Source organism: Corallococcus caeni (assembly GCF_036245865.1).
Lineage (GTDB): Bacteria > Myxococcota > Myxococcia > Myxococcales > Myxococcaceae > Corallococcus > Corallococcus caeni.
The window spans coordinates 52,558-74,901 of sequence record NZ_BTTW01000002.1 but is presented as its reverse complement, the minus strand read 5'-3'; the positions used below and the strand labels follow the sequence as shown (position 1 = coordinate 74,901).

At 72.0% G+C, this 22,344-nt stretch carries 20 protein-coding genes; 8 read left to right on the top strand and 12 right to left on the bottom strand.

Going from position 1 to position 22,344, the window contains the following annotated elements; translation table 11 throughout:
* Positions 1-168: 168 nt before the first annotated feature.
* The 3 genes from AABA78_RS08280 to AABA78_RS08270 all read left to right on the top strand — a co-directional run bounded on the left by AABA78_RS08280 (position 169) and on the right by AABA78_RS08270 (position 3,976).
* Positions 169-699: an RNA polymerase sigma factor gene (locus AABA78_RS08280; protein ID WP_338262442.1), complete on the top strand. Its 531-nt coding sequence runs from the start codon at positions 169-171 to the stop codon at positions 697-699.
* Positions 696-3,695: a CHAT domain-containing protein gene (locus AABA78_RS08275; protein ID WP_338262441.1), complete on the top strand. Its 3,000-nt coding sequence runs from the start codon at positions 696-698 to the stop codon at positions 3,693-3,695. Before AABA78_RS08280 ends, AABA78_RS08275 begins: the two co-directional genes overlap by 4 nt.
* An 86-nt stretch (positions 3,696-3,781) precedes the next feature.
* Entirely contained in the window at positions 3,782-3,976 is a 195-nt protein-coding gene (locus tag AABA78_RS08270) for a hypothetical protein (RefSeq protein WP_171418374.1), read from the top strand.
* 72 nt (positions 3,977-4,048) lie between these two features.
* Here AABA78_RS08270 and AABA78_RS08265 read toward each other — a convergent pair whose 3' ends face one another.
* Both AABA78_RS08265 and AABA78_RS08260 read right to left on the bottom strand, forming a co-directional pair.
* Entirely contained in the window at positions 4,049-4,483 is a 435-nt protein-coding gene (locus tag AABA78_RS08265) for a response regulator (RefSeq protein WP_370469447.1), read from the bottom strand.
* A 211-nt stretch (positions 4,484-4,694) separates the two neighbouring features.
* Positions 4,695-6,257, bottom strand: coding sequence for a RecQ family ATP-dependent DNA helicase (locus AABA78_RS08260; RefSeq protein ID WP_338262440.1), 1,563 nt, complete (start codon positions 6,255-6,257; stop codon positions 4,695-4,697).
* Positions 6,258-6,417: 160 nt separating this feature from the next.
* Between AABA78_RS08260 and AABA78_RS08255 the strand changes: the two genes are divergently transcribed.
* On the top strand, positions 6,418-8,115 hold the full coding sequence (locus AABA78_RS08255; protein ID WP_338262439.1) for an AAA ATPase domain-containing protein: 1,698 nt from the start codon (positions 6,418-6,420) through the stop codon (positions 8,113-8,115).
* 54 nt (positions 8,116-8,169) lie between these two features.
* Here AABA78_RS08255 and AABA78_RS08250 read toward each other — a convergent pair whose 3' ends face one another.
* Complete coding sequence (locus tag AABA78_RS08250; protein WP_338262438.1) at positions 8,170-8,979, bottom strand: sigma-70 family RNA polymerase sigma factor; 810 nt, start codon at positions 8,977-8,979, stop codon at positions 8,170-8,172.
* A 117-nt stretch (positions 8,980-9,096) separates the two neighbouring features.
* Entirely contained in the window at positions 9,097-9,453 is a 357-nt protein-coding gene (locus AABA78_RS08245; RefSeq protein ID WP_338262437.1) for a rhodanese-like domain-containing protein, read from the bottom strand.
* Between the two features lie 356 nt (positions 9,454-9,809).
* Here AABA78_RS08245 and AABA78_RS08240 point away from each other — a divergent pair, with 356 nt between their 5' ends.
* A complete protein-coding gene (locus AABA78_RS08240; protein ID WP_338262436.1) occupies positions 9,810-10,619 on the top strand; it encodes a hypothetical protein in 810 nt (269 codons plus the stop codon).
* A 4-nt stretch (positions 10,620-10,623) separates the two neighbouring features.
* Here AABA78_RS08240 and hflX read toward each other — a convergent pair whose 3' ends face one another.
* Complete coding sequence (hflX, locus tag AABA78_RS08235; RefSeq protein ID WP_338262435.1) at positions 10,624-12,057, bottom strand: GTPase HflX; 1,434 nt, start codon at positions 12,055-12,057, stop codon at positions 10,624-10,626.
* Positions 12,058-12,217: 160 nt separating this feature from the next.
* Between hflX and AABA78_RS08230 the strand changes: the two genes are divergently transcribed.
* The 3 genes from AABA78_RS08230 to AABA78_RS08220 all read left to right on the top strand — a co-directional run bounded on the left by AABA78_RS08230 (position 12,218) and on the right by AABA78_RS08220 (position 14,803).
* Complete coding sequence (locus AABA78_RS08230; protein WP_338262434.1) at positions 12,218-13,084, top strand: TolB family protein; 867 nt, start codon at positions 12,218-12,220, stop codon at positions 13,082-13,084.
* Positions 13,084-13,728, top strand: coding sequence for a M23 family metallopeptidase (locus AABA78_RS08225; protein ID WP_171418385.1), 645 nt, complete (start codon positions 13,084-13,086; stop codon positions 13,726-13,728). The genes AABA78_RS08230 and AABA78_RS08225 overlap by 1 nt, the downstream gene beginning before the upstream one ends.
* 157 nt (positions 13,729-13,885) lie before the next feature.
* A complete protein-coding gene (locus AABA78_RS08220) occupies positions 13,886-14,803 on the top strand; it encodes a CPBP family intramembrane glutamic endopeptidase (RefSeq protein ID WP_338262433.1) in 918 nt (305 codons plus the stop codon).
* A 1-nt stretch (position 14,804) separates the two neighbouring features.
* On the opposite strand, the gene AABA78_RS08215 is transcribed toward AABA78_RS08220, so the two are convergent.
* The 7 genes from AABA78_RS08215 to AABA78_RS08185 all read right to left on the bottom strand — a co-directional run bounded on the left by AABA78_RS08215 (position 14,805) and on the right by AABA78_RS08185 (position 22,318).
* Complete coding sequence (locus tag AABA78_RS08215; protein ID WP_338262432.1) at positions 14,805-16,061, bottom strand: type II toxin-antitoxin system HipA family toxin; 1,257 nt, start codon at positions 16,059-16,061, stop codon at positions 14,805-14,807.
* A complete protein-coding gene (locus tag AABA78_RS08210; RefSeq protein WP_171418389.1) occupies positions 16,048-16,395 on the bottom strand; it encodes a helix-turn-helix domain-containing protein in 348 nt (115 codons plus the stop codon). The genes AABA78_RS08215 and AABA78_RS08210 overlap by 14 nt, the downstream gene beginning before the upstream one ends.
* A 129-nt stretch (positions 16,396-16,524) precedes the next feature.
* On the bottom strand, positions 16,525-17,322 hold the full coding sequence (locus AABA78_RS08205; RefSeq protein ID WP_338262431.1) for an ABC transporter ATP-binding protein: 798 nt from the start codon (positions 17,320-17,322) through the stop codon (positions 16,525-16,527).
* A 45-nt stretch (positions 17,323-17,367) separates the two neighbouring features.
* Positions 17,368-20,310 (bottom strand): CHAT domain-containing protein, encoded by a 2,943-nt coding sequence (locus tag AABA78_RS08200; RefSeq protein WP_338262430.1) that lies wholly within the window; start codon positions 20,308-20,310, stop codon positions 17,368-17,370.
* A 25-nt stretch (positions 20,311-20,335) separates the two neighbouring features.
* Complete coding sequence (locus tag AABA78_RS08195) at positions 20,336-20,854, bottom strand: hypothetical protein (RefSeq protein WP_338262429.1); 519 nt, start codon at positions 20,852-20,854, stop codon at positions 20,336-20,338.
* Between the two features lie 133 nt (positions 20,855-20,987).
* Positions 20,988-21,776 carry a hypothetical protein gene (locus AABA78_RS08190; RefSeq protein WP_338262428.1) on the bottom strand — a complete coding sequence of 263 codons (789 nt, stop codon included), beginning with the start codon at positions 21,774-21,776 and terminating at the stop codon, positions 20,988-20,990.
* Positions 21,773-22,318: an RNA polymerase sigma factor gene (locus tag AABA78_RS08185; RefSeq protein ID WP_338262427.1), complete on the bottom strand. Its 546-nt coding sequence runs from the start codon at positions 22,316-22,318 to the stop codon at positions 21,773-21,775. Before AABA78_RS08185 ends, AABA78_RS08190 begins: the two co-directional genes overlap by 4 nt.
* Positions 22,319-22,344: the final 26 nt, after the last annotated feature.

Sequence of the window (22,344 nt, the reverse complement as noted above, 5' to 3'; positions counted from 1 at the left end):
CACGCGCGGTGCGATCCGGATGCCTCCTCAAGCGCCAAGAATTGCCAGCTGCTTCTTCCCTGCCCGTAAGGCTTTATCGAGGTTCTAAAGGAATCAGACCTATCACGTTTTCTTTTCAGTACAGGCACTGGGGGATGCGTGAGGAGAGAAGAACTCGACACTTCCGACATGGAGTACGCCGATTTCGCCGTCCGTTATCAGCCCATCCTGATGGCGGTCGCGCGGAACCTCTGCGGGGGGAACGCCACTGCTCGCGACGACCTGGTCCAGGACATCCTGCTGCGGGCCTTGCTGAAGTGGGACACCCTGCGCGAATGGACGGAGCCGGGGCGCCGCGCGTGGCTGGTGCGGGTGATGCACAACCGCTTCCTCGACCAGTGCCGCCGCCAGCGCACCGAGGCCACCAACGTCATCAACCTGGGCAACGTGCACAAGCTCCTGGAGGAGCCGGAGGCGCCAGACCCGGAGCTGTGGGAGTGCGTCACCGAGGCGGAGCTGCTCCAGGCCGTCACGTCGCTGCCCTTCAACCTGCGCCGGACCTTCGAGCTGCACTCGGAAGGGCTGCGCCACGCGGAGATCGGCCGCCGGCTGGGGGCCCCCGTGGGCACGGTGGGCACGTGGCTCTACCACGCGCGCCTCAAGCTGCGTGACCAGCTCCGCGACATCGCCGAGACCCGTCGGAAGCTGGGGAGCGGATGAACGCACTATGTACCCGCCTCCCCGCCTTCGTGGACGGAGAGCTCCCCCTTGAACACCACGAGGGCTTCCGCGCGCACCTGGTCTCCTGCGTGGCGTGCGGCGTCCGGTTCCATGACCTGCTACAGGCGGACATCCTCGGACGGCTGGCGCTCGCGAAAGCAGCTTCGCCTCACGAGGCCACGGCGGACTCCCCAGCCCCGTGGTCCGTCCCGTTCGAGCCCGCCGAGGTCAGGGTCCCGCCGCCGCGCCGCGGGCGCCCTCACTGGAGCCACCTGGGCGCGCTCGCCCTGGTCCTCGCGCTCGTGGGCATCGGGGCGGCGCGGGTGCCACGTGAAGCCCCCACCCCCTGGCCATCCCTCCAGGCCACGCGGTCCATGGAAGCGCGGCTGACCACCGCGGCCCTGGATGGATACCGCCCCTACGCCCCCCTGCGCGGAGGGGCACCCCTCCCAGCGCTGCTACCGCTGCGGGAGCTGGCCCGGATGGAGGACCAGCAGGACTGGCGGGGCATCGCCTCCGCGTACCTGCTCTCGGGCGATGCAAGGCAGGCGCTGAGCTACCTGGGCAACGCGCCCGCTTCCCCGGACGTGGGCTCCGATCGCGCGGTGGCGCTGGCGCTGGCCCATGCCGACGCCTCCGAGCAGCGGGCGCTCAATGAGGCGCTGGTCGTGCTGGAGGACGCGCTCCGCGACCGGCCAGACCACCCGCAGGCCCTGTGGAACCACGCGCTCGTCCTGCGGAACCTGGACCTGCCCCTGCTGGCGGCGGACGCCTTCGACGCCGTGGCGAAGCTGGGCGAGCCCGGCTGGAGCGCGGAGGCGCGAACCCATGCGCGGGGACTGCGTGAACAGACGCTGGCCCGGGGCCGCGCCTGGAAGCAGGCCTTCGCGGCGACGCAGGACCTGATGGCGGATCCCAACGCGAGGCTCCCGCTGGAGGAGGCCTCGCGGTTGCCCGGCATCGTGCGGCTGGCCTTCTACGACGCGGTCCGCGCGGCGCCCTCGAAGGACGCCGTGCTGCGGCTGCTCCCGCTGGCGGACGCCCTGGACCGGGCCCATGGCGGCGGCAGGGTGCTGCACGCGACCGTCACCCGCGTGGCGGCGCGGGACTTCCAGAAGCGCGGGCCGCTCGCCCGGGACTACGCGCGGTTCGTGCGCGGGGGAAGCCCCTTCCCTCCGGCCTACCTGGAGGCGCTGCGGCGCTCCGGCGAGGACGACCTGTACGTGGGCGCGCTCGGCTACGAGCTCAAGGCGGGACGGCCCGTGGACGTGGCGGCGTTCGTCCGCGCCGCGGACGGACTGGGCGACCCGTGGTTCCACCTCATCGCCGAACGCGAGCGCGCCCAGCAGGAGGTGCGTGACGGCCAGTGGTGGAAGGCGGAGGCGCGCGTGCTGGAGGCGCTGCGCACGTGTGAGGCGGAGCGGTTGGACTACCGCTGCGCCGACCTGCACCAGTGGATGACGGACATGTACCTGAGCGAGCTGCACCGTCCCGCCGAGGCCCACGAACACGCGCTGCGCGGCTGGCGGCTCGCGAAGAGTCACGGGGAATGGCAGCAGGAGCGGACGTTCCTCCAGGAGCTGGCGCAGGTGGCGCGCTTCCACCACGTCGTCCCCACCGCGAGCGCGTACCTGCGGGAGTCGCTGGCGCGCATGCCCGACGACTCCACGCAATTCGGCTACGTGCACCGCAACCTGGCCACCCTGGCGTGGATGGACTTCCGCGTGGACGAGGCCCGCCAGCACATGGAGCTGGTCCTGGAGTCCAGCCTGCCGCCAGGCCTGAATGGCGCGGGTGTGCTCGCGGACCTGGCCCGCTTCGGCCCCATGCCCGGCGCCGCGGACGCGCTGTCCCGCGCCCTCTCCGACCTGAGACAGGGCCAGCCGCGCCCCGGCGAACGCGCGCTGCTGGACGCCATCCAGGGCGAGTTCGAGCTGGAGCGCGACCGCACCGCCGGGCGCGCCCTGCTGCAAAGCGCCCTCACCCAGGCGGAGCCGTGGCCCGACGACGCGTACGCCCGCCGCGCGAAGGCCCGCGCCTCCGCCGCGCTCATCTCCGACGCCGGACGCACGGGCGCGTTCGTGGAGGCGCTGACCCTCGCGGGCCGCCAGCTCCAGGTGCTGGAGGTGCCGGAGCGCTGCGTGCTCGCGGTGTCGGTGCAGCACGAGCGCACGCTCGCGGTGGCGCGTGGGCCTTCCGGCGCGGTGTCCGGGGAGTTCACCCAGACGCGCACGGCCCCGCTGGGACAGGACGCCTCCGGACTGGTGCCCCCCGCGCTCCAGGATGCGCTGCGCGGGTGTGACGAGGTGCAGGTGCTGGCCCCGCCTCCGGTGAACGGCCTGCCCCGGCTGCTTCCTCCGGACATCGCCTGGAGCTACCGGGTGGGCCACGCGACGCCAGGCCATCCTCCGCGGGGGGACAGCGGCAGGCACCTGGTCGTCACCAACGTGGACACACCCGCGGCCCTGGGCCTTCCGCGCCTGCCTTCGATGGCACCTCCCCCAGGGGAAGACGCCCGCCGCGCGATGCTGGAGGGCGATCAGGCCACGCCGTCGCGCGTGCTGAAGGCGATGGTCACCGCCGCCGAGGTGGAGATCCACACGCATGGCGTGTTCAGCCCGGAGCTGTCGGACGCCTCGCTCCTCATGCTGGCTCCGGAGCAGGATGGCCAGTACGCGCTCACCGCCAGACAGGTGCGGGCCCACAGGCTCTTCGGAGCGCCGCTGGTGTTCCTGGCCGCGTGCGGCGCCGCGCGCACCGCGCCCTTCCCGCACGAGTCCTTCAGCCTGCCGGTGGCCTTCCTCGAAGCCGGGGCGCGCGCGGTGCTGGCCGCCACGGTGGACATCCCGGACACGGCGGGCCGCTTCTTCAACAACGTGCGTGAGCGCATCCACGCAGGCGCCGCTCCCGCCGTGGCCCTGCGCGACGAGCGGCAAGCGTGGCTCCAGGCTTCACCCGGTGACCGCTGGGTGCAGGACGTGCTCCTGTTCCAATGAATACCCGTGAGGTCCTTCAAAAAGAACCGGACCTCACACGTTTTCAAGAAGAGGCCGCGAGTGGACGGGCCTCCAGGAGGACGGTCATGAAGAACTGTCGGAGCAGCGCCGATCAGTCGCCGGGGAAGGACATGCGCCAGTCGGATCTCCCGGACAAGCCGCCCCCGGGCCCCGCGGGACTGGACGCGTCGTCCGTCGCGCCTGCGCGAGCCCCGGATGACGAGCCCAAGAACGACCTGCCGGACAAGCCGCCGCCGGGCACGGCAGGCCTCGCTCGCTGATGCGCAGGGAAGAGGCCCACCGGGGGATGGGCCTCTTCGACGCACGCGCTGGAGATTCGAGACCGCCTACACCTACCGCGACGCCATCGACACCTGGGCCGGGGTGCCCTGGGACTGGGGCGCGGTCTCCACGCGCACCGCGGGCGTGGGACGGTTCGCCATCCGCTTGTGGTGCAGACCGGACAGCTTCAGCGCCAGCTCCGGACCGGTGACGCCCTTGGGGATGTAGCCATCCGCCCCGGACGCGCGCACCAGCTCGCGCAGCTTCGACTCGTCCATGGACGAGTACAGGATGAACAGCGTGTCCGGCCCCGCGAACTGGCGCACCACGCCCAGGATGCGGTCACCGCTCAGCGCCGGGATGTTCACGTCCAGGAGCACGATGTCCGGCTGCTCGGTCCGCAGCAGGTTGGCCACACCCAGCGCCGCGCGCGTGGTGACGACCTCGAAGCCGTACCGGCTGATGGAGCGCTCCACCAGTTCGAGCACGAGTGGGTCATCATCCACCACAAGTGCCTTCAACTTGCCTTCCGCCATCGCGTCTCCGCCTTCCAGGACCTTGAGGGAAAGGTCTGAAGTGCATTACGTCCAGGTATGCTGTGCAATATACGCCATACCTGTATTCGTGCACAATGCCCCAAGGCCTGAAGACCCGGGAGCCCCGCACTTCGAGTACGGAAGTCGGGTTTGGAAGTCGCGCGAAGGTGGGGAAAACGCCTCACGCCGCTGGGGCGGCGGCGACCTCATGATGTGACTCCCGGTGAAGTACGGGCGGGCGCGAGCGGGCGGGCGGCCGGGCTTCGAAGCGGCCTTCCGCGCGGGCCCGGCAGTTGTCGCAGCGGGCGCAGTCGTCCTCCAGCGGCTCTTCGAAGTAGGTGCCCAGCACCTTCCAGCGGCACGCGGTGGTGCTGCCGTAGCGCATCATCGCGTCCAGGCGCTCGCGGTCCCCGTCGTGGCGCTCCTCGTAGGCGCTCAGGTACGCGTCCAGCTCCTCGAGCGTGTCGAACGCGCGCAGCTGCTTCACGCCTCGCGCGCCCTTCTCCAGCACGCCCGCGGCCACCAGCTGCGCCACCAGCACGCGGGTGCGCTTGTCGCCCAGCCCGCTCGCTTCGGACAGCCGCTTGAGGGCCACGGCCCTGCCCCGCGCGCACAGCGTGGTCGCGGCCTGGTAGAGGCGCTGGCTCTCGTCGCGGCGCGGGTACTTGCCGCCCAGGAAGAAGCCCTGGATGCGCCGGTCCTCCAGGCGGTACAGCAGCGCCGCCTTCGCGGGCCTTCCGTCGCGGCCCGCGCGGCCCGCCTCCTGGTAGTAGCTCTCCAGCGAGTCGGGGAAGTGGTAGTGCACCACGAGCCGCAGGTCCGGCTTGTCGATGCCCAGCCCGAAGGCCTTCGTCGCCACCACCACCGGCGTGGTGCCGTCCATGAAGCGGCGCTGGCTCTCCTCGCGCTCGGACGCCTTGAGCTTGCCGTGGTAGCGCTCCGCCTCCAGGCCTTCCGCGCGCAGCCAGCGCCACAGCTCGTCCGCCTTGCGCACGGTGGCTGTGTAGACGATGGCGCTGCCGTCGTTGGCGCGCAGCAGCTCCAGCAGCTTCTGGCGCTTGAGCTCCGGGTTCACCGTGCGATGGACCTCCAGCGTGAGGTTGTCGCGCTGGATGCCGGTGCACACCACCACCGGATCCTGGAGGCCCAGCTGCGCGCGGATGTCCTCGCGCACGCGGGGCGTGGCGGTGGCCGTGAGCGCCAGCACCCGGGGCCGGCCGAGCGCGCGGATGGCGTCCCCCAGCGAGAGGTAGGCGGGCCGGAAGTCGTGGCCCCACTGCGAGACGCAGTGCGCTTCGTCCACCACGAAGAGGCTCACGTTGGCGCGCTGGAGCAGCGCCAGGCGCTCCGGGTTCTCCAGCTGCTCCGGGGTGACGTAGATGAACTCGTGTTCGCCCCGGCGGATCTCCTTCTGGAGCGTCTTCAGGTCGCTGGCGCTCAGGGTGGAGTCCAGCTTCGCCGCGTCCAGGTCGTAGCGCTCCGTGAGGTGTTCGCGCTGGTCGTGCATCAGCGCGATGAGGGGGCTGACCACCACCGTGGCGCCGGGCACGAAGAGGGCCGGGAGCTGGAAGGTGAGGCTCTTGCCCGCGCCCGTGGGCAGCACGCCCAGCACGTCGCGCCCCGCCAGCACCGCCTCGATGATGTCCCGCTGCCCGGGCCGGAAGTCCTCCACGCCGAAGCGCTCGCGCGCCTCCTGCTCGAGCTGGGGCCAGAGGGGGGAGCGGTCCTGCGTCGCGATGGGCATGGCCTGAAGGTAGGGATGGCCCTCGTCCGGCTCCTCCCCGTCACGGCCGGTGCGCCTGGCCGCCTGCCGGGCTGGGCAGGAGCGTCCTCCGGGGGAGGTGCCTCCCGGGAAAGCGCAGGAAAGCCGTGCGCAGGCGGGCGTCGCTTGGCACTTTTGGGGGATGGCTTCGGGAACTCCCTTCGACAATGACTTCGCCCTGCTGGTGGCGGTGTTGCCGCCGCCGCTCCAGGAGGCGGTGCGGAAGCTGCCCCACGCGGAGCTGATGGAGGTGGTGATGGACCTGGGCCGGCCTCCGGAGGCGCGGCTGGTGCACGGCGTGGCCCGCCTGTCCGAGACGCCCGTGGACGCGGAGGCGCTCCAGGCGGTGCTCGCCCGGGTGGGGGAGCCGGGCGGCGACAACCGCGCGGGCATCGAGCGCACGCTGCATCGCGTGTCCGCCATCCGCAACCGGCAGGGGCGCGTGGTGGGGCTCACGCTGCGGGTGGGGCGCGCCATCCAGGGCACCATCGACATGCTGCGCGACCTGGTGGAGTCCGGGCGCAACCTGCTGCTGCTGGGGCGGCCGGGCGTGGGCAAGACGACGAAGCTGCGCGAGGTGGCGCGCGTGCTCGCGGACGCGCTGGGCAAGCGCGTGATGGTGGTGGACACGTCCAACGAGATTGGCGGCGACGGGGACATCCCGCACCCGGGCATCGGCGGCGCGCGGCGCATGCAGGTGAGCCGGCCGGACCGCCAGCACGACGTGATGATCGAGGCAGTGGAGAACCACATGCCCGAGGCCATCGTGGTGGATGAGATTGGCACCGCCGCGGAGGCCGCCGCCGCGCGCACCATCGCGGAGCGCGGCGTGCAACTGGTGGCCACGGCGCACGGCAACACGCTGCAGAACCTGGTGCTGAACCCGACGCTGTCGGACCTGGTGGGCGGCGTGCAGACCGTCACGCTGAGCGACGACGAGGCGCGGCGCCGGGGCACGCAGAAGACCGTCACCGAGCGCAAGGGCACGCCCACCTTCGACATCGTGGTGGAGATGGTGAGCCGCGACGAGGTGCGCGTGCACCGCGACACGGGCGGCGCGGTGGACCGGCTGCTCACGGGCGCGGACGTGGGCGGTGAGAAGCGCCGGCAGCAGGACGGCGCCGTGCACGTGGAGGCCGCGCCGGAGGTGGTGGAGGCCACGCCGCCGGGGGGCCGCGTGCCCAAGGGGACGCCCGCGTTGGGAGCGCCCCGCCCCGGCCCCACGCGCATCGCCGCGCACGCGGTGAGCCGCGAGCTGCTGGAGCGCGTGCTGCGCGACCTGCCGGTGGAGGCCGTGGTGGTGGGCCGTCCGGAGAACGCGGACGTGGTGCTCACGCTGCGAAGCCGCGCGAACTCTCCCCGGCTGCGCCGCGCGGCCGAGCGCGTGGGGGCGCGCGTGCTGGCCATCAAGCGCAACAGCTCCACGGAGATCCGCCGCGCGCTGCGCACGGAGTTCCACCTGCTGGAGGGCGTGGACCCCGCGGACGTGCACGCCGCGGTGGCGGACGCGGAGGAGGCCATCCAGCGCGTGCTCGCGGAGGGCATCAGCCTGCCGCTCACGCCGCGCCCGTCGCGCCTGCGCAAGGTGCAGCACACCCTGGTCGTGAAGAACCACCTGGAGGCCGTGAGCGTGGGCAGCGAGCCCCAGCGCCACCTGGTCATCTACCCGCTGGGCACCGTGCTCACGGAAGCGTCCGACTCCGCGCCGGTGGACGTGGAGGAAGCGGAGCCGGACGACGACCTGGAGGAAGACGACGCGTTGGAGGGAGACGCGGGACCGGCGGACGACGACGGCGTGACGGGCATCGAGGCGTCATCCCCGGACGAAGACGGCGCCTAGCGCGTCCTCCCTGGCCGGATGAGCCGGCAGCGCGGGCACCTCGCGTCCACGGGCTCACACGGGCAGCGCACGTGACAGCGCCTGCCGGACCGCCGCGCGCACGGGCGCTGGGACTTCATCCCCGGGGATGCGCCGGCACAGGGACACCGTGCGCTTGAGCGCGTCGCACGCCTCGGTACAGCGCGGGCAGCGCGACAGGTGGTCCTCGAGGCGCACGCAGGTGGCCTGGTCCACCTCCTGCGCGGCGAACTCGGAGAGCTCCTGCGCCAGCTCCGGGCACGCCGGGGCCTGCCCCTGCGCGCCCTCCCCCATGAGCGTGGAGAGGTGTTCGCGCAGCTGGAGCCGCGCGCGGTGCAGCCGGCTCTTGAGCGCTCGCACCTCGATGCCCACCACCTTCGCCGCCTCCTCCGCGGAGAGCCCCTCCACGTCCCGGAGGATGAGCACCTCCCGATGGGCGTCCGGCAGCGCGAGGATGGCCGCCTGCAACACCTCTCCCATCTGCCGCGCATGGGAGACCATGTCCGGGGTGGCCTCCGCCGCGGCGACGTGGGTGGCCGCGGGAGAGTCGAGCGGCTGGAAGGACTCGGGCACACCGACGCGCTTGCGGCGCAGGCGGAAGCAGTGGGTGCGGGCCACCTGGTACAGCCAGGTGGACAGCTCCGCGTCCCCCCTGAACGCATGGATGCCCCGGAAGGCCGTGAACAGCGTCTCCTGGAGCACCTCCTTGGCGTCCTCCTCCGAGCCACACATGCGCAGGCCGAAGCGGTACACCTGCTTCTCGTGACGCGCGAGGACCTCGTCCAGGGCCTTGTCGTCGCCCGTGCGCGCGGCCTCCATCAACTGCACATCGGTTCGCGTCGACATCCGCCCTTCGCCTCCTCACCGGAAAAACGCTCGGCTCCCGGATGCAGTTCTAAAGGGCCCCCGGAGCCACCGACAGGGCCAGCAGGTGCGACGACCGCACGGCCCGCCCCCCGCGTGTCACGGCCACGCTGACATGGGGCCCAGGTTGAAGACGTCCTGGAACCCCTGCTCCTTCAGCAAGCGCTCGGCACGGCTGCTGCGCGCGCCACTCCGGCAATAGACGACCACGGGCGTCCGTGGCGAGCCGAGCTCACCGAGCCGCTGCTCCAGCTGGTCCACCGGGATGTTCACCGCGCCCTGCAGGTGCCCGGCGGCGAACTCCTCCGGCGAGCGGACATCCAGCAGCGTAGCGCCCGCCTCCACCCGGCGGCGCGCCTCGGGCCCTACGGCGGCGTCGTCCGGACGCGAGTGCGCACAGGCAACGACGAGGAGACCCACGAGCGCGGCGGCGGTCACGGCGAGAACGGTCTTCATGAAGCGGCTCCATTCCGGTACCCGGGGCGGATGGCCCCCGGGAAGGTGCGTGCAATCTGGGTGAGAGCCACCGAGGCGGCAAAAGGATTCAGGGGTCCGCCATGACGCAGGCGGCGGGTGGCGCCCCGTCCGCGCCGCACCGCGTGAACTGGTCCGACTGTCGGACCGGTTGGCACCAGGCCGCCCGGACAGGCCCGCCCCTGGGTGCGCAGCGCGCTGCACACGCCCGAGGTGTCACGGGAACCCCTTTCCCTGGGGATTCGCGGGGTTGAGGGGGGCACGACGGTTGCTGAAGGGCCGGGGTACGGTCCCCGCGATGGCGCGGGGGAGCCGCACCGTCTCTTCCGGAGCCCTTCATGCGTCGCATCGCCTGCCTTGCCCTCGCCGCCCTCGCCACCACCGCCTGCGGAGACAACGCGCCCACGCAGGAGGAGATCGACGACGCGAAGGCCCGCGTGGAGCGCGTGGCGGCCTCCACGCACCTGGTGCGCGGCGCGCTGGAGATGCTGGGCCTGATGCCCGTATACTCGTGCGGCGAGCCCCGGCGCTCGTTCCTGAACCACGCCGTGGAGGGCCTGTCCTCCACGGTGGCCTGCGCCACGGCCACGGTGCAGGCCGTGGACGACGTCACCGACGCCGTCGTCGTGACCTTCCCGTCCGGTGGCTGTGACGTGCACGGCCTGCGCTTCACCGGGCGCGCGGTGCTGGAGTACCGCGGCGGCGAGGACCTGATGGAGATGCACGCCGACCTGCGCGAGATGGCCGTGGACGGCCAGCCGCTCCAGGCGAAGGTGGGCTACGGCACGTGCGCGGACGAGACGCGCCTGTTCGCGGACGTGGAGGGCCAGGTGCCGGGCCGCGCGGAGCACCGCTTCCACATCAACAGCCGCGTGGGGAAGCGCGAGGGGCTGCCCATCATCGGCGGCACCACGCTGCTGTTCGACGGTCCGGGCGAGCTGACCGGCCCGTCCGGCACGGACCGCATCACCTTCACGTCGCTCCTGTACGAGGTGGGCAACTACCTGCCCAAGGAGGGCACGGCCCTGGTGGAGACCGCGGACGGGCACCGGCTGAACCTCGCGTTCCAGCCCGTGCTGTGGCGCGTGGGCAAGGTGGAGGTCACCGTGGACGACAAGGACCCGGTGACCGTGCCCGTCGTGCGCTGACGCGTCAGTCCTGGAGCGAACGGGTCAGCCGGGCGATGGCGCCCGGCAGGCCCCTCACGCGCAGCCGGCTGCCCGTCTCGTCGTAGGCCTGAGACACCACGGTGGTGTGCTCGTACACCTCGCCGATGCGGGCCTGCCGCGCGTAGGGAATCACCAGGTCCGCCTCCACCATGGAGGCCTCGAAGAAGGCGATGATCTCCCGGCGCAAGCCGGCCACGTCCTCCGGGCGGTGCGCGGAGAGCTGGAGCGCGTCCGGGTGCGAGGCCTTGAGCGCCTCCTGCGCCGCCGCGTCCAGGCGGTCCACCTTGTTGAAGAGCAGCTTGCTCGGGACGACCTCCGCACCAATCTCGCGGAGCACCGTGCGGGTGACCTCCAGCTGCGCGGCCCAGGTGGGGTCGGACGCGTCCACCACGTAGAGCAGCAGCGACGCCTCCAGCGCCTCGTCCAGCGTGGAGCGGAACGACGCCACCAGGTCGTGCGGCAGCTTCTGGATGAAGCCCACCGTGTCGGAGACGAGGATGCGCGGCCGGGTCTCCGGCTGCATCGCGCGCACCGTCGTGTCCAGCGTGGCGAAGAGCTGATCCGCCACCAGCACCGCGCTGCCCGTCAGCGCCCGCATCAGCGACGACTTGCCCGCGTTCGTGTAGCCCACCAGCGCCACGCGCAGCTGGTCGCGCCGTGCATACCGGCGCTGGTCCTGGTCCTTCTGGATGGCCGCCAGGCCCTCGCGCAGCTCCGCCAGGCGGTCGCGGATCTTCCGGCGGTCCAGCTCCACCGCGGAGTCACCCGAGCCGCGGCCCTGCTGGCGCTCGCTGCCTCCGGAGGATTCGCGCAGGCGCGGGGCCAGGTAGTTGAGCCGGGCGATCTCCACCTGCATGCGCGCCTCGTGGCTCTTCGCGTGCCGGTGGAAGATGTCCACGATGACGCCCGCGCGGTCCAGCACCTGCGCGCCGGTGGCCCGCTCCAGGTTGCGCAGCTGGCTGGGGGACAGCTCGTGGTCCACGACCACCACCGTGGGCTTCGGGCCTGGCTCGATGGCGGTGGCCTCCAGGTCCAGGTCCGTGGCGTCGTCGTCCTCGTCGGGCGGTGCCTCGGCGTCCACGCCCGGATCGCCGGGGGCGTCCGCGCCTTCTGGATCCGCGCCGGCTTCGGCCTCCCACTTCTCGCGCGCCTTGGACGCCCTGCCCTGCGCGCCGGACGGGATGACGCCGGAGCCGCCGGTGAGCGCGGCCAGCTCCTTGAGCTTCCCGGAGCCGAGCACCGTGCCGTTGGCCAAGCGCTGCCTGCGCTGGGACAGGGTCCCCACCGCGTCGAAGCCCAGCGTGTGCACCAGCCGCTTCAGCTCCGCGAGGTCCGCGGCATGCGCCTCGTCCGTGACACCGGGGAGCTGGACACCGACGAGGATCGCGCGCGGACGGTCGGGAAGGGTTTTCGCCATGCGGAGGCTCGTAACACGTCGGGCCCGGCCGCGCCCTTGCATCAATTCTTCAATTTTCCATCTATTCCTGAATAACCAGTTTAAAAGCAACTCAATCCCAGACATCGAGAGAACCTTGTCACCGCGCTCCCGTCGCGGGCTCACCATCCCCAGGAGTGAAATGAAAAATCGATACCTCGTACTCACCGTGATGACGCTGGTGGGCAGCCCCGCCTTCGCGGAAGCGCCTCCGAACCCGGCGGACCTGCGCCGCGTGACGAAGGCGCGCGAGAGCCTGGTGCCCGCAGTGGAGAAGGCCTTCGGGCCCAGGGCGCGCTTCGTCCAGCTCTTCGGCCAGGGCCGGGAGATGCTGGCGGGCGTGGTCGCGGAGGTCCCCGTGGAGCCGCTGGGCACGGATGACCTGCCGCTGCTGGCCATCGTCCGGTACGCCGAGGACACGGGCGCGGTCCGCGTGGTGGCCCCGGAGTTCAAGTACCGCGAGGCGCGCATCGTGGGGCAGGACGTGGCGCTGCTGGACGGCGCGGGCACGCTGCGGCTGCGCGACGCGAACGGGCAGGAGCGGCTGCTCGCCGAGCAGGTGGGCGGCGACCTGTTCCCCACGGCGAAGGGCGACGCGCTGGTGGCCACGCTGAAGACGGGGGTCCCGGGGCCGCATGAGACGGCGGTGGGCATCATCGACCTGAAGGGGCGCGTGAAGGTGCTGGCGGACGGCCCGGGCGTGGACGCGACGCCGAGCATCTCCCCGGACGGCAGGACGGTGGTGTTCGTGTCGGGCCGGACGAGCGTGGCGTCGTTCTTCGTCACGACGGTGGAGGGCGGAGAAGCCAGACAGCTCACCAACGTGGGCCTGGAGAACTGGATGTTGTTCGGCGGCCCGCCGAAGGAGTTCGTGCCCCCGCCCGTCTCCAGCCACCACATGGAATGGTTGAGCGACGACGTGCTCCGCTACAACGCGGGCGGCGGCGTTTTCTGGACGCTCAACGTGCGCACCGGCCACGCGGCCGCGGACGTGGGAGGTGCGAAGTGATGCGCTCGACCCTTCAGCGGCTCCTGGTGACGTTCGCGCTGCTCGCGCTCCCGGCGGTCTCCTCCGCGCAGACGATGTTCCGCTTCCCCGCGTCGCAGCTCGCGGACCAGTGCGGCAACGGCGGCTGCACGGTAAGCGCGTACAAGGACTACGGCGGCCGCGACTACGCCTGCGGCGGCGTGCGCTACAGCGGGCACACGGGCACGGACTACGCGCTGGTGGGCGGGTTCTCCAAGATGGACTACGGCGTCTGGGCGATGAACGCCGCCCGGGGCTACGTCGAGGCGTCGGTGGATGGGTACTACGACCGGTGCAACTACTGGGACCAGGCCAATCCCTATGCCGCGTGCGGCCTCTACACGGCGAACTACATCATCATGCGGCACCCGGACAACACGCAGACCTGGTACTGGCACCTGAAGGCCTACACGCAGCAGTTCGCCCGGGGGACGACGCTCGCCTGCGGCAACTGGATTGCTCGCGTGGGTTCGTCCGGCGCGTCCACGGGACCGCACCTGCACTTCGAGTACTGGGTGCCGGGCTACGGCACGGATGACCCCTACGCGGGCTCCTGCGGCACGCCCTACACGCGGTGGACGGCGCAGGGCGCGTACCGGGGGCTCCCCGGCATCACCTGCCAGTAGGTCGCATGTGTGACGGGGCGGGAGGGGCCCGGAAGAAAGCCCTCCCGTCCTGAACCGGGCGTCGCGCGGAGGAAAACCCGTGAGCGGCGGGGCGAAGCCGTTAGCGTGTCCGGGAACCCCACGGGTCCCTGCCCCGTGGCGCCGGAAGGAAGTGCCCGTGGTGCTTCGTGGAGATGTCGCCGTCCTGCTGGAGAAGGCCCCGTCGAAGCGCCAGGCGCTGGCGGAAGCGGCGTTCGTGTTCTTCGCGGTGCTGGGGCCGTCGTCGGTGGCGCGGCTGGGCAAGGGCGCCGCCGTCGCGGTGGAGCTGGCGCTGCTGGCGTGGGGACTGATGCTCCTGCGTCCCTGGGAGTCCTCGCGGCGCGGCGCCTGGTGGGGCGTGCTGGGCCTGGTGGTGGCGCTGGGCGGCGCGGGCGCGGGTGCGTGGGTGGCGTCGGACGCGGCGGAGGCGGAGAAGGGCTTCTCGCTGTCCATGGCGCCGCTGGTCGTCCGGGCGCTGGGCATGTGCCTGCTGGTGGCGGTGCTGTTGTGGCGCGACGGTCAGGGGCCCGCACAGGTGGGGCTGGTGCGCGAGGGCTGGGCGCGCGAGCTGCTGCTGGGAGTGGCGGTGCTGGTGGGCACGTACGTGGTGCACCTGGCGGCGTCGGTGCCGCTGGCGGCGGTCGCGGTGGCGCTGAAGCTGGCGGGCCAGGAGCTGGAGGCGCGCAAGGGCGTGGCGGCGGCGCTGCTGGGCACGGGGCTGGGCGTGCCGGCGTTCGCGGCCATCATGGTGGTGGTGACGGGCTTCGAGGAGTTCGTCTTCCGAGGCTTCCTGGTGCCCCGCCTGAGGGTGGTGCTGGGCGGCTGGGTGCCGGCCATCCTGGGGGCCGCGGCGCTCTTCTCCGTGGGGCACTTCTACGAGGGCACGCTGGCCGTCTTCCAAACGTTCGTGATGGGCGCCTGGTTCGGCTTCGTCCTCTGGTACCGGGGACGGCTGCTGCCGCTCATCGTCGCCCACACGGCCTTCAACACCATCAGCTTCGCGCTGATGCTGTGGCTGTCACGCTCCGGATTGCTGGAGAAGCTGCCGCCGCTCTGACTCAAGGCTCCGTGCCGTACTCGAAGCCCTCGTAGTCGAAGGCCCGTTCGATGGCCTTCAGGTCCGCCTCGGTGCCTCCGCGGGCACTGACAACCTCACGCCACCGGGCCGAGACGTGAGACTTCATTTCGTCGATAACCCGAGTGGCCTCTTCCATCGATAGGCGGAAGCGGGCGCATTCACTCAACAGGTTGCGCCGATTGGCACGGCGATGCTGGGCGCTTCCCACCTCCATCGCCAGGTCCCGTTCCGTGCTGGCCTGTGGCGCAGGGGTCAGGTCATAGGCGGGCGACAGGCTCCAGTGGACGTCGGGCGCGATGAGCGCATGGTTCCGGGGATGGTCGTCGATGTTCGAGATGAGCGCGTTGAACACCATCCGCGAGAACAGCTCCCGCAGGTCCTGGTCCGGGTCGCGAACCCAGCGTTTCAGTTCATCCGCCAGCAGGAGGTAGGACCAGCCACTTCGCTCCCTCGGTCCCGCGCGCGGCTCCTCGTCCGCGCGAAGCACCGTCAGGGCGCTGACCATCCGGTGACGCAGATAGTTCGGACCGGTCCGTTCGCGGTCGAACCGGCGGACCAGGAGCACGTCCTGTCCCGCGACCCGGATGAGCTTCCCGGAGGCCGCGCGAAGCCCACACTCCCGCGCGAGCTCCAGCATGCCGAGCTCCACCACGGCGTTGTTCCAGCGGTCGCTCCGCGAAGGGAACTTGGCGACCCACAAGCCGTCATCGTCCTCGACGACGTTCTTGGGACGCGCGCCGCCCATGGAGCTGCCGGGCTGCACCAGTGCGTTAACCTGGGGTGACGGTGGCAGCCCCTGCTCGACGCGGTTCGCCTCCTCCAGCAACTGCTGGAGCTGGAGCACCTTGTTGAACTGATGAACAGGGGCGGGCGGCGCGATGCTCTCCCCGAAGGACAGTGCGCCCGCGCGGTCCTCTGGCGAGTTGAGAAGGAAGCCCACCTCGGTCAGGTCCCCACGTCCCAGTTGCCGTTCGATGACCCTGCGTCCCCAGGCATCCGGAGAAGCGTCTCGCAGCGGACCGAAGATGCCCCCCAGCCGCGCCGTCGTGAAGACGCCCTCTCTCAAAGGAAGCTCGAACGGATCCAGCGCGACGGCGCGGGGGTTGGCCAGGTAGCTCCTGCCGTAGACGAATTGCCCCACCCCCTCCTGCTGCACGTAGCGACCACAGGTGACGACGTCGAGCGAGGCCGGAAGCTGGAGGTACACGTAGCAGCCGGACGGATCAGAAGTCGCCATCGAGTCCCCCCTTCGACTTGAGGTCCACCCTCGCGGGCTGACGTGCAGCCTCCAGCGTCTTGCCCTCCTCGTCCCGATCCGGAGAGGCCAGGTCGTTGAACTCGCGCTCGAGCCCCAAGGCCCAGAGCACGGTGAAGTAGGCGCTGAGCGCCGTGGTGGGGCTGCCCTCCTCGATTCGCCGGAGTGTGCCGAGGGCCAGCCCTGTCTTCTTCGCGAGATCCACCTGCCGGAGCCCACGCCGGATCCGGGCGCGAGCGATGTTCTGTCCCAGCGTGGTGATGGCCCGGGCCACGGCGAACGGCGTCGTGTCCTCGGACAGGTTCTGACGGGGCATGACCAATAGATTGCTTCTGACTGCCAGTTAAAATCAATCTATTGGTTCCAGCCAAGCCAGCCCGTCAGGCATCAGCTCGGGCGCCAGCTGCCGGGACATGCGGCCTCCGGCTTCCACCCCGAACCGGCGTCAGGCCTGCGGGGGCGTCGCCTGCGCGGAGCGCCGCCGCAGCCAGTTGCGCAGGAAGGCCTTCACCTCCGGGTGCTGCGACTGGCGGAAGTGGTCCGGCGGGCCGTACTCCACCACGCGCCCCTCGTGCATCAACGCCAGGTTGTCCGCCATGCCGAAGGCGGACGCCACGTCCGGGGTGATGACCAGCGACGTGGCGCCCAGCTGCTGCTTGCCCGTGGTGATGATCTCGTTCACCGCCGCCGTGGTCAGCGGATCCAGACCCGCCGTGGGGTCGTCGTAGAGGAGGATTTTCGGCTGGAGGATGGTCGCGCGCGCGAAGCCCACGCGCTTCTGCATGCCGCCGGACAGCTCTCCCGGGAAGCGCGTGGCCGCGTGCGACAGGCCCACCTTGCCCAGCGTCTCGTTCACCGTCTTCGTGATGTCCGGCTCGGACATCTTCGTGCGCTCGCGCAGCGGGAACGCCACGTTGTCGAAGACGTTGAGCGAGTCGAACAGCGCGTTCGCCTGGAAGAGGATGCCCAGCTTGCGGCGCATCTGGTTGAGCGCGGGCTCGTTCATCTTCGCCACCTCCTCGCCCTCCACCAACACCACGCCCCGGTCCGGCCGCATCAGGCCCATGATGTGCTTCATCAGCACCGTCTTGCCCGAACCGGACACGCCCATCAGCACGCAGGTCGTGCCCTCCGGCACCACCAGGTCCACGCCCCGCAGCGCCGGCTGCCCGCCAAACGACTTGTGCAGGTCCCGCACCTCCAGGGTCAACTTCGGCGCCGGCTCACGGCTCGCGTCACTCATCGCCCCGGAACCCTACCGCGCGCGCCCCGCCGCCGCGCTCCTGTTTCACGCCGCCCCACCGCCTGCCCGCTCCCTCCGCTTCCGACGCGCGCGCCACATCCCCAGGCCGGACAGCCCCAGCGCCAGGAGCCCCGACAGCCCCAGGAAGACAGTCCGCCCCACGCCGCGAGAGCCCGCCCCCGCGGCGGGCCGCACCGGCACCAGCGCCGCGTCCCCCATCACCCCCAACCCCGCCCACATGGCCGCGGGCTCGCCGTCCTCCCACGCCTCGCGCTGGGCGTCGCGCAGCGCCGACGCCGTGCCCTGCCCCGCCGCCAGGTGCCGGTAGTAGCGCTCCAGCAGCTCCGCGGCCTCGGCGTCGCGCATGGGCCACAGGCTGGCCACCACGGCGCGAGCGCCGGACTCGAAGAAGGCCCTCGCGAGGCTCAGCACGCCTTCGCCCGCGAGCAGCGCGCCGGAGGCCCCCCTGCAGCTGGAGAGCACCACCAGCGCGTCCCTGAGCCGCAGCTCGGTGATCTCCCGGGGCTGGAGCAGGCCGTCCTCTCCCGCCGCGCCCGGGGCCAGCACCAGGGCGGAGCGCTCGGGGGATTCGACGTCCACGACCGCGTGCGCGGCCACGTGGAGGATGCGCACCGCGTCCCAGCGGGAGGACTTGAGGGCCTGCTCGGACGCCTCCGTTCCGATGAGCAACCGGGGCTTCACGGCCGTGTCCTCCAGGGCCTCGCTCACGGTGCGCCCCTCGCGTCGCGCCTCCGGAAGCGCGCCCAGGCTCGCGGTCTCCAGGAACACGCCGCCCCTCGCGGTGGCCACCCTCGCGCCTGGGTGGGACTCACTCCGGTCGGGATCCGCCAGGACCAGGGCCTCGCCTTCCGGTGGCCGCTCGGGCTGCGCGCGCCAGTAGTGCAGCAGGCTCGCGGAGGGCACCCGCGCCAGTTCGTACCGGGCCATCAACGGCGGGCCGTCCGCGCGCTCCCGCAGCGCGGCGAAGGGCAGGTCGTGCAGCGGGCCATCCGGCACCAGCAGCAGGCGCGATACTTTCGATGGCAACCCGCGCAGCGCGGGGGCGAGCAGCTGCGCGTACAGCGCCGAGGCGGCCGCGGCCTCCGAACCATCGCGGCGCTCGATGAGGCCCGACAGGAGCGCCACCGCGGGGCGCAGCCGCGCACGCTCCGGGATGCGGTACGCGTGCGTGCCCTCGCGCGTCACCGCCAGCACCCACGCGCCTCCCGCGGGCTCGCCCTGGAGGTCATGGTCCGCGCCCGCGAGGAAGACGAGCAGGGCCTCTTCCTCTCCCAGGTGCTGCTCGGTCGCGGCGAGCGACGCGAATGGCAGCTCCGCGCGACGGGCCGCTGAATGCGGCTCCTGTTCCCGAGGCCGCCCGGTGGCGTCGAGCGACGCCAAGGGAAGCTCCGTGCGCCGGGTCGCGGGGCGCAGCTCGCGCTCACGGCGCTCCAGCTCCTGGAGCTCCGCCAACAGCATTGCTCGCTCCGATGCGGACAGCGCTGGATCCAGCAGCCGCCGCTGGGTGACGGACAGGCCGCGCAGCACGCCGTCCCGCGCCTTCCGCTGCTCTGGTGACTCCTCTTGCGTGGGGAGCGCGCGCGAGGCCACCAGGGTCTCGAACAGCGTCCGCGCCCGCAGGCGCTCGCTCACCGCGAAGGCGCGCTCCAGGGCCTCGCGGGGCGGCACGGCGGAGGCTTCTCCGGCCTCCAGGGTGCGGCCCGCGAGCCGGTGGTAATCGCTGGCCCAGTTGGAGAAGAGTTCGGCCTGGCTGGAGGCGTCCCGCTGCCATTGGCGCAGCACCTCCACCGCGTCGAGCGCGCGCTCCGCGTGTCCCAGGGCCTCCGGCAGCGGGCGCGTGCGGAAGGCCACCGTCGCCCGCGTGCGCCACGCGGAGGCGAGGTAGAGCGGGTTGTCGTGCTCGGCGGCCAGCGACAGGGCCTCGTCCGCGTCGCGCCACGCGGCGTCCACGTCCACCGCCGCGCGGCGTTCGGCGCGCGTCCACAGACAGGCGATGCGCCGCTCGGGCAGGCCCGTCTCCCGCGCGAGGTCGATGCAGCGGCCGAGGACGTCCTCCGCCTCGCTCCGCTCCCCGGCCCCATCGCCCAGCAGCTCCCCCACGAGGCGCAGCGACAGCATCTCGGAGACCTTGCTGCCCGCGCGCCGGGACGCCGTGAGCGCCTCGCGCCCCAGCCGCAGCAGCGCGGCCCGGCCTCCCGGGTCGGGCCGCGCGTCCAGCCGCCGCCAGGCGAGGTTCGCGAGCGCGAAGCGGACGCGCGCCTCCGTGCCCGCGTCCTTCGTGCGCTCCGCAAGCTCCTGGAGCCGCGCGTACACGTCCAGCGCCTCGTCGAAGCGGCCCAGGTTCACGCTCACCGTGGCCAGGGTGCCGAGCAGCTGCTTCTTCAGGCCGTCGGTGCCATCCGGGAAGGCGAGGGCCTCCGCGCGCTTGAGCAGGCGGTACGCGCGCCCCAGGTCCTGGCCCAGGTCGGAGAGCTCGGCCGACTCCAGGATGAGCGCGCGCACCTCCAGCTTCGGGTCCCCGGAGGCCCGGGCCACCTCGCCCACGCGCAGCACCCACTGGTGCGCCTCCTCCGTCTGGCCGCGCATCCCCAGCGCGTTGCGCACGTTGATGCCGGCCAGCACCTCGCCCTCCGCGTCCCCCTGATTCCGGAAGGCGAGCGCCGCGCGGCGGTAGGACGCCTCCGCCAGGGCGGGCTCGGAGGGCAGCTCCACGTGGCCGAGCACCAGCGTGAGCCAGGGGCGGTCCGGGTGCCGCGCGATGAGCCCCTGGAGCCTGCGCCTTGCCTCGTCGCGCGCCTCCTGCCCCTGGGCCTTCCGGAAGAAGCACATCGCCGCCTCGGAGTCCTCCGGGTGGGCGTCGAAGGCCTCCTCGCACCGGGCGAGCGCGGAGGGCTCCGCGGCGGCGGCCCGCGCGGGGGCGCACAGGGCCAGCCCCACCGAAAGGGTGAAGCCGCCCAGGCGTCCCACGCGCTGTCGCCGCCTTCCCATCACGTCAGGGCACGACCTCCACCTTGCATGCCCAGAGGGTGACAGGATCGCTCGTGCCCGTGTTGGGATCCCGGCTGACGGTCTGGGGAATCTCACAGACGGTCCGCTTGGGAGGAGGTGGCGGTTCACCGTGCCCCTCCCGCTCGATGACCAGGACGCCGGCGGAGAGCTTCCCGGCGCCCGGCGGCAGGACGAGCTGCGCGCGAACTCCACCGGACGAAGGCGCAGTCACGCTCACCCGCAGCGGCACCGTCGCGCTCACGGTGCCCGTGACGGCCGCGAGCACGGCCCCGGCGTCGTCCACGATGCGCAGGGTCATGGGCACCGTGGACACCTGCCCCAGGATGCCCGCGTCCACCACGGAGGCCACCACCGTGTCCTGCGCGGCCCCCACCAGCGGCTTCGTGGTCAGGACCACCGTGAACTGCGTGGGCGCGGACTGCGCCACCGCTGAAACGCCCCACAGCAGCGCCATCACGGACAGCGCGCGCACCCATCCCCTGCAAGCATTGACTGTCTTCATCGTCTTCCCCCTCTGTATGTCATTCATTGCGTGTACCACCATCCCCACGTGCGGCTTCGCACGCGTGCACAGCCAAGGACCCGCGACCCGCGGCTCGCGCGGGACACGCCGCCTGGAGCAGACGGCGCCGCGTTCACCGCAGCCGGTTCACGAACGTGTTGCTCCGCTGGACGCTTCCATCCGGCAGCCGGGCTTCCACCTGCCACAGGATGCGGGAGCCGGCGGGCAGCTCCGCGAGCACGTCCGCCGGCACCGTGTATTCGCGCGACGCCAGCCGCTCCGCGCGATGGAACAACTTCAAATCCTCCGACGACACCTGCACGCCCCAGGACACGGCCTGGGGCACTCCGCTCCAGCGGAGCACGAACGCTTCGCGCGGGAGCGCGGTGGCCTCAGGCACGCTCGAGGTGATGGTCTCCGCCGCGCCGCCGCGGATCCGATTCGGGTCCTCCCCCGCCTGCTGCTGCCGCAGCACCACGACCGTGCCCAACAGGACCACCAGCATCGCCGCCATCGCCGCCCACGCGGGCCGCCCCTGCCAGACGCGCCGTGCCGGCTCACGCCGGGCGGACAGGGGCACCACCTTCGCGGGTGCCTCACCGCCTGTCGCGGGGGCGTCCCCGCCCGCCGCTGGAGCCCTGCCCTCCGTCGCCTCCACACCCGCCGACGGAGCCCGCTCCGCTTCCGCAGCCGCCTGCGACATCGCCTTCGCCAACCGCCACGCCTGCGCCCACGCGGGATCCGCCGCGACCTTCTCGACAATCTCCCGGCGCTCCTCGGCCGGAAGCGCGTTCGTCACCGCGAGCCAGACGCGGTCCGCGTCCACCGGCTCCCCTTGCGCGTCATCTTCACGCAGCGCCGTGCGCAGCCGCTCCACGCTCGCGGCATCCAGGGTGTCGTCCTCGGGACGGCGTTCGCTCACGGCTCGATTCCCTTCGTGGAGAGACAGGCTCGCAGCGCGCTCAGCCCCCGGTAGATGAGGTTCTCCGTGCGCTTGGACTCCCAGCCCAGCAGTTCCGCGGCCTCCGGGACGGTGTGCCCCTGCAGGTGCAGCGTCACGGCCAGACGGCGGTCCTGCACCAGGCCCTGAAGACAGTCACGCACGGCCCGGGCAATCTGCGCGGCACTGGCCGCCCGCTCCGGATCTCCTGGCGCCACCGGCTGGGCCGGCCCCTGCTCCACCTCGTCCAACGCCACCTCCTTGCGCGCCCCCAGCCGGCGAAGCTCGTCGATGAGCGTCGTGTACGCCACCCGGTACAGGTACGCGGGCGTCAGCTCCGCGTGGCCCGGACCGCGCCCGCGCAGCTCCACCACCTTCATCATCGCGACCTGCAGCAGGTCGTCCCGCCGGTCCGCGAGCGACGCGGGACAGACGCTCGCGAGCGCCCGGCCCAGGTCACGCCGCAGCGTCTCCAACCCGGCGTCCGGGGATGCACCCGTCCATGGGCCGTGTCGCAACTCCAAGAGGCCTCCCACCGAGCGTCGTTCGG

Bases quoted from the DNA above. Each gene is read 5' to 3' on its own strand.
- AABA78_RS08255 (WP_338262439.1), top strand. From the start codon at position 6,418: ATGGCTTCGGGAACTCCCTTCGACAATGACTTCGCCCTGCTGGTGGCG.
- AABA78_RS08280 (WP_338262442.1), top strand. From the start codon at position 169: ATGGAGTACGCCGATTTCGCCGTCCGTTATCAGCCCATCCTGATGGCG.
- AABA78_RS08240 (WP_338262436.1), top strand. From the start codon at position 9,810: ATGCGTCGCATCGCCTGCCTTGCCCTCGCCGCCCTCGCCACCACCGCC.
- AABA78_RS08230 (WP_338262434.1), top strand. From the start codon at position 12,218: ATGAAAAATCGATACCTCGTACTCACCGTGATGACGCTGGTGGGCAGC.
- AABA78_RS08210 (WP_171418389.1), bottom strand. From the start codon at position 16,395: ATGCCCCGTCAGAACCTGTCCGAGGACACGACGCCGTTCGCCGTGGCC.
- AABA78_RS08250 (WP_338262438.1), bottom strand. From the start codon at position 8,979: ATGTCGACGCGAACCGATGTGCAGTTGATGGAGGCCGCGCGCACGGGC.
- AABA78_RS08245 (WP_338262437.1), bottom strand. From the start codon at position 9,453: ATGAAGACCGTTCTCGCCGTGACCGCCGCCGCGCTCGTGGGTCTCCTC.
- AABA78_RS08260 (WP_338262440.1), bottom strand. From the start codon at position 6,257: ATGCCCATCGCGACGCAGGACCGCTCCCCCCTCTGGCCCCAGCTCGAG.
- AABA78_RS08275 (WP_338262441.1), top strand. From the start codon at position 696: ATGAACGCACTATGTACCCGCCTCCCCGCCTTCGTGGACGGAGAGCTC.
- AABA78_RS08225 (WP_171418385.1), top strand. From the start codon at position 13,084: ATGCGCTCGACCCTTCAGCGGCTCCTGGTGACGTTCGCGCTGCTCGCG.
- hflX (WP_338262435.1), bottom strand. From the start codon at position 12,057: ATGGCGAAAACCCTTCCCGACCGTCCGCGCGCGATCCTCGTCGGTGTC.
- AABA78_RS08270 (WP_171418374.1), top strand. From the start codon at position 3,782: ATGAAGAACTGTCGGAGCAGCGCCGATCAGTCGCCGGGGAAGGACATG.
- AABA78_RS08195 (WP_338262429.1), bottom strand. From the start codon at position 20,854: ATGAAGACAGTCAATGCTTGCAGGGGATGGGTGCGCGCGCTGTCCGTG.
- AABA78_RS08205 (WP_338262431.1), bottom strand. From the start codon at position 17,322: ATGAGTGACGCGAGCCGTGAGCCGGCGCCGAAGTTGACCCTGGAGGTG.
- AABA78_RS08215 (WP_338262432.1), bottom strand. From the start codon at position 16,061: ATGGCGACTTCTGATCCGTCCGGCTGCTACGTGTACCTCCAGCTTCCG.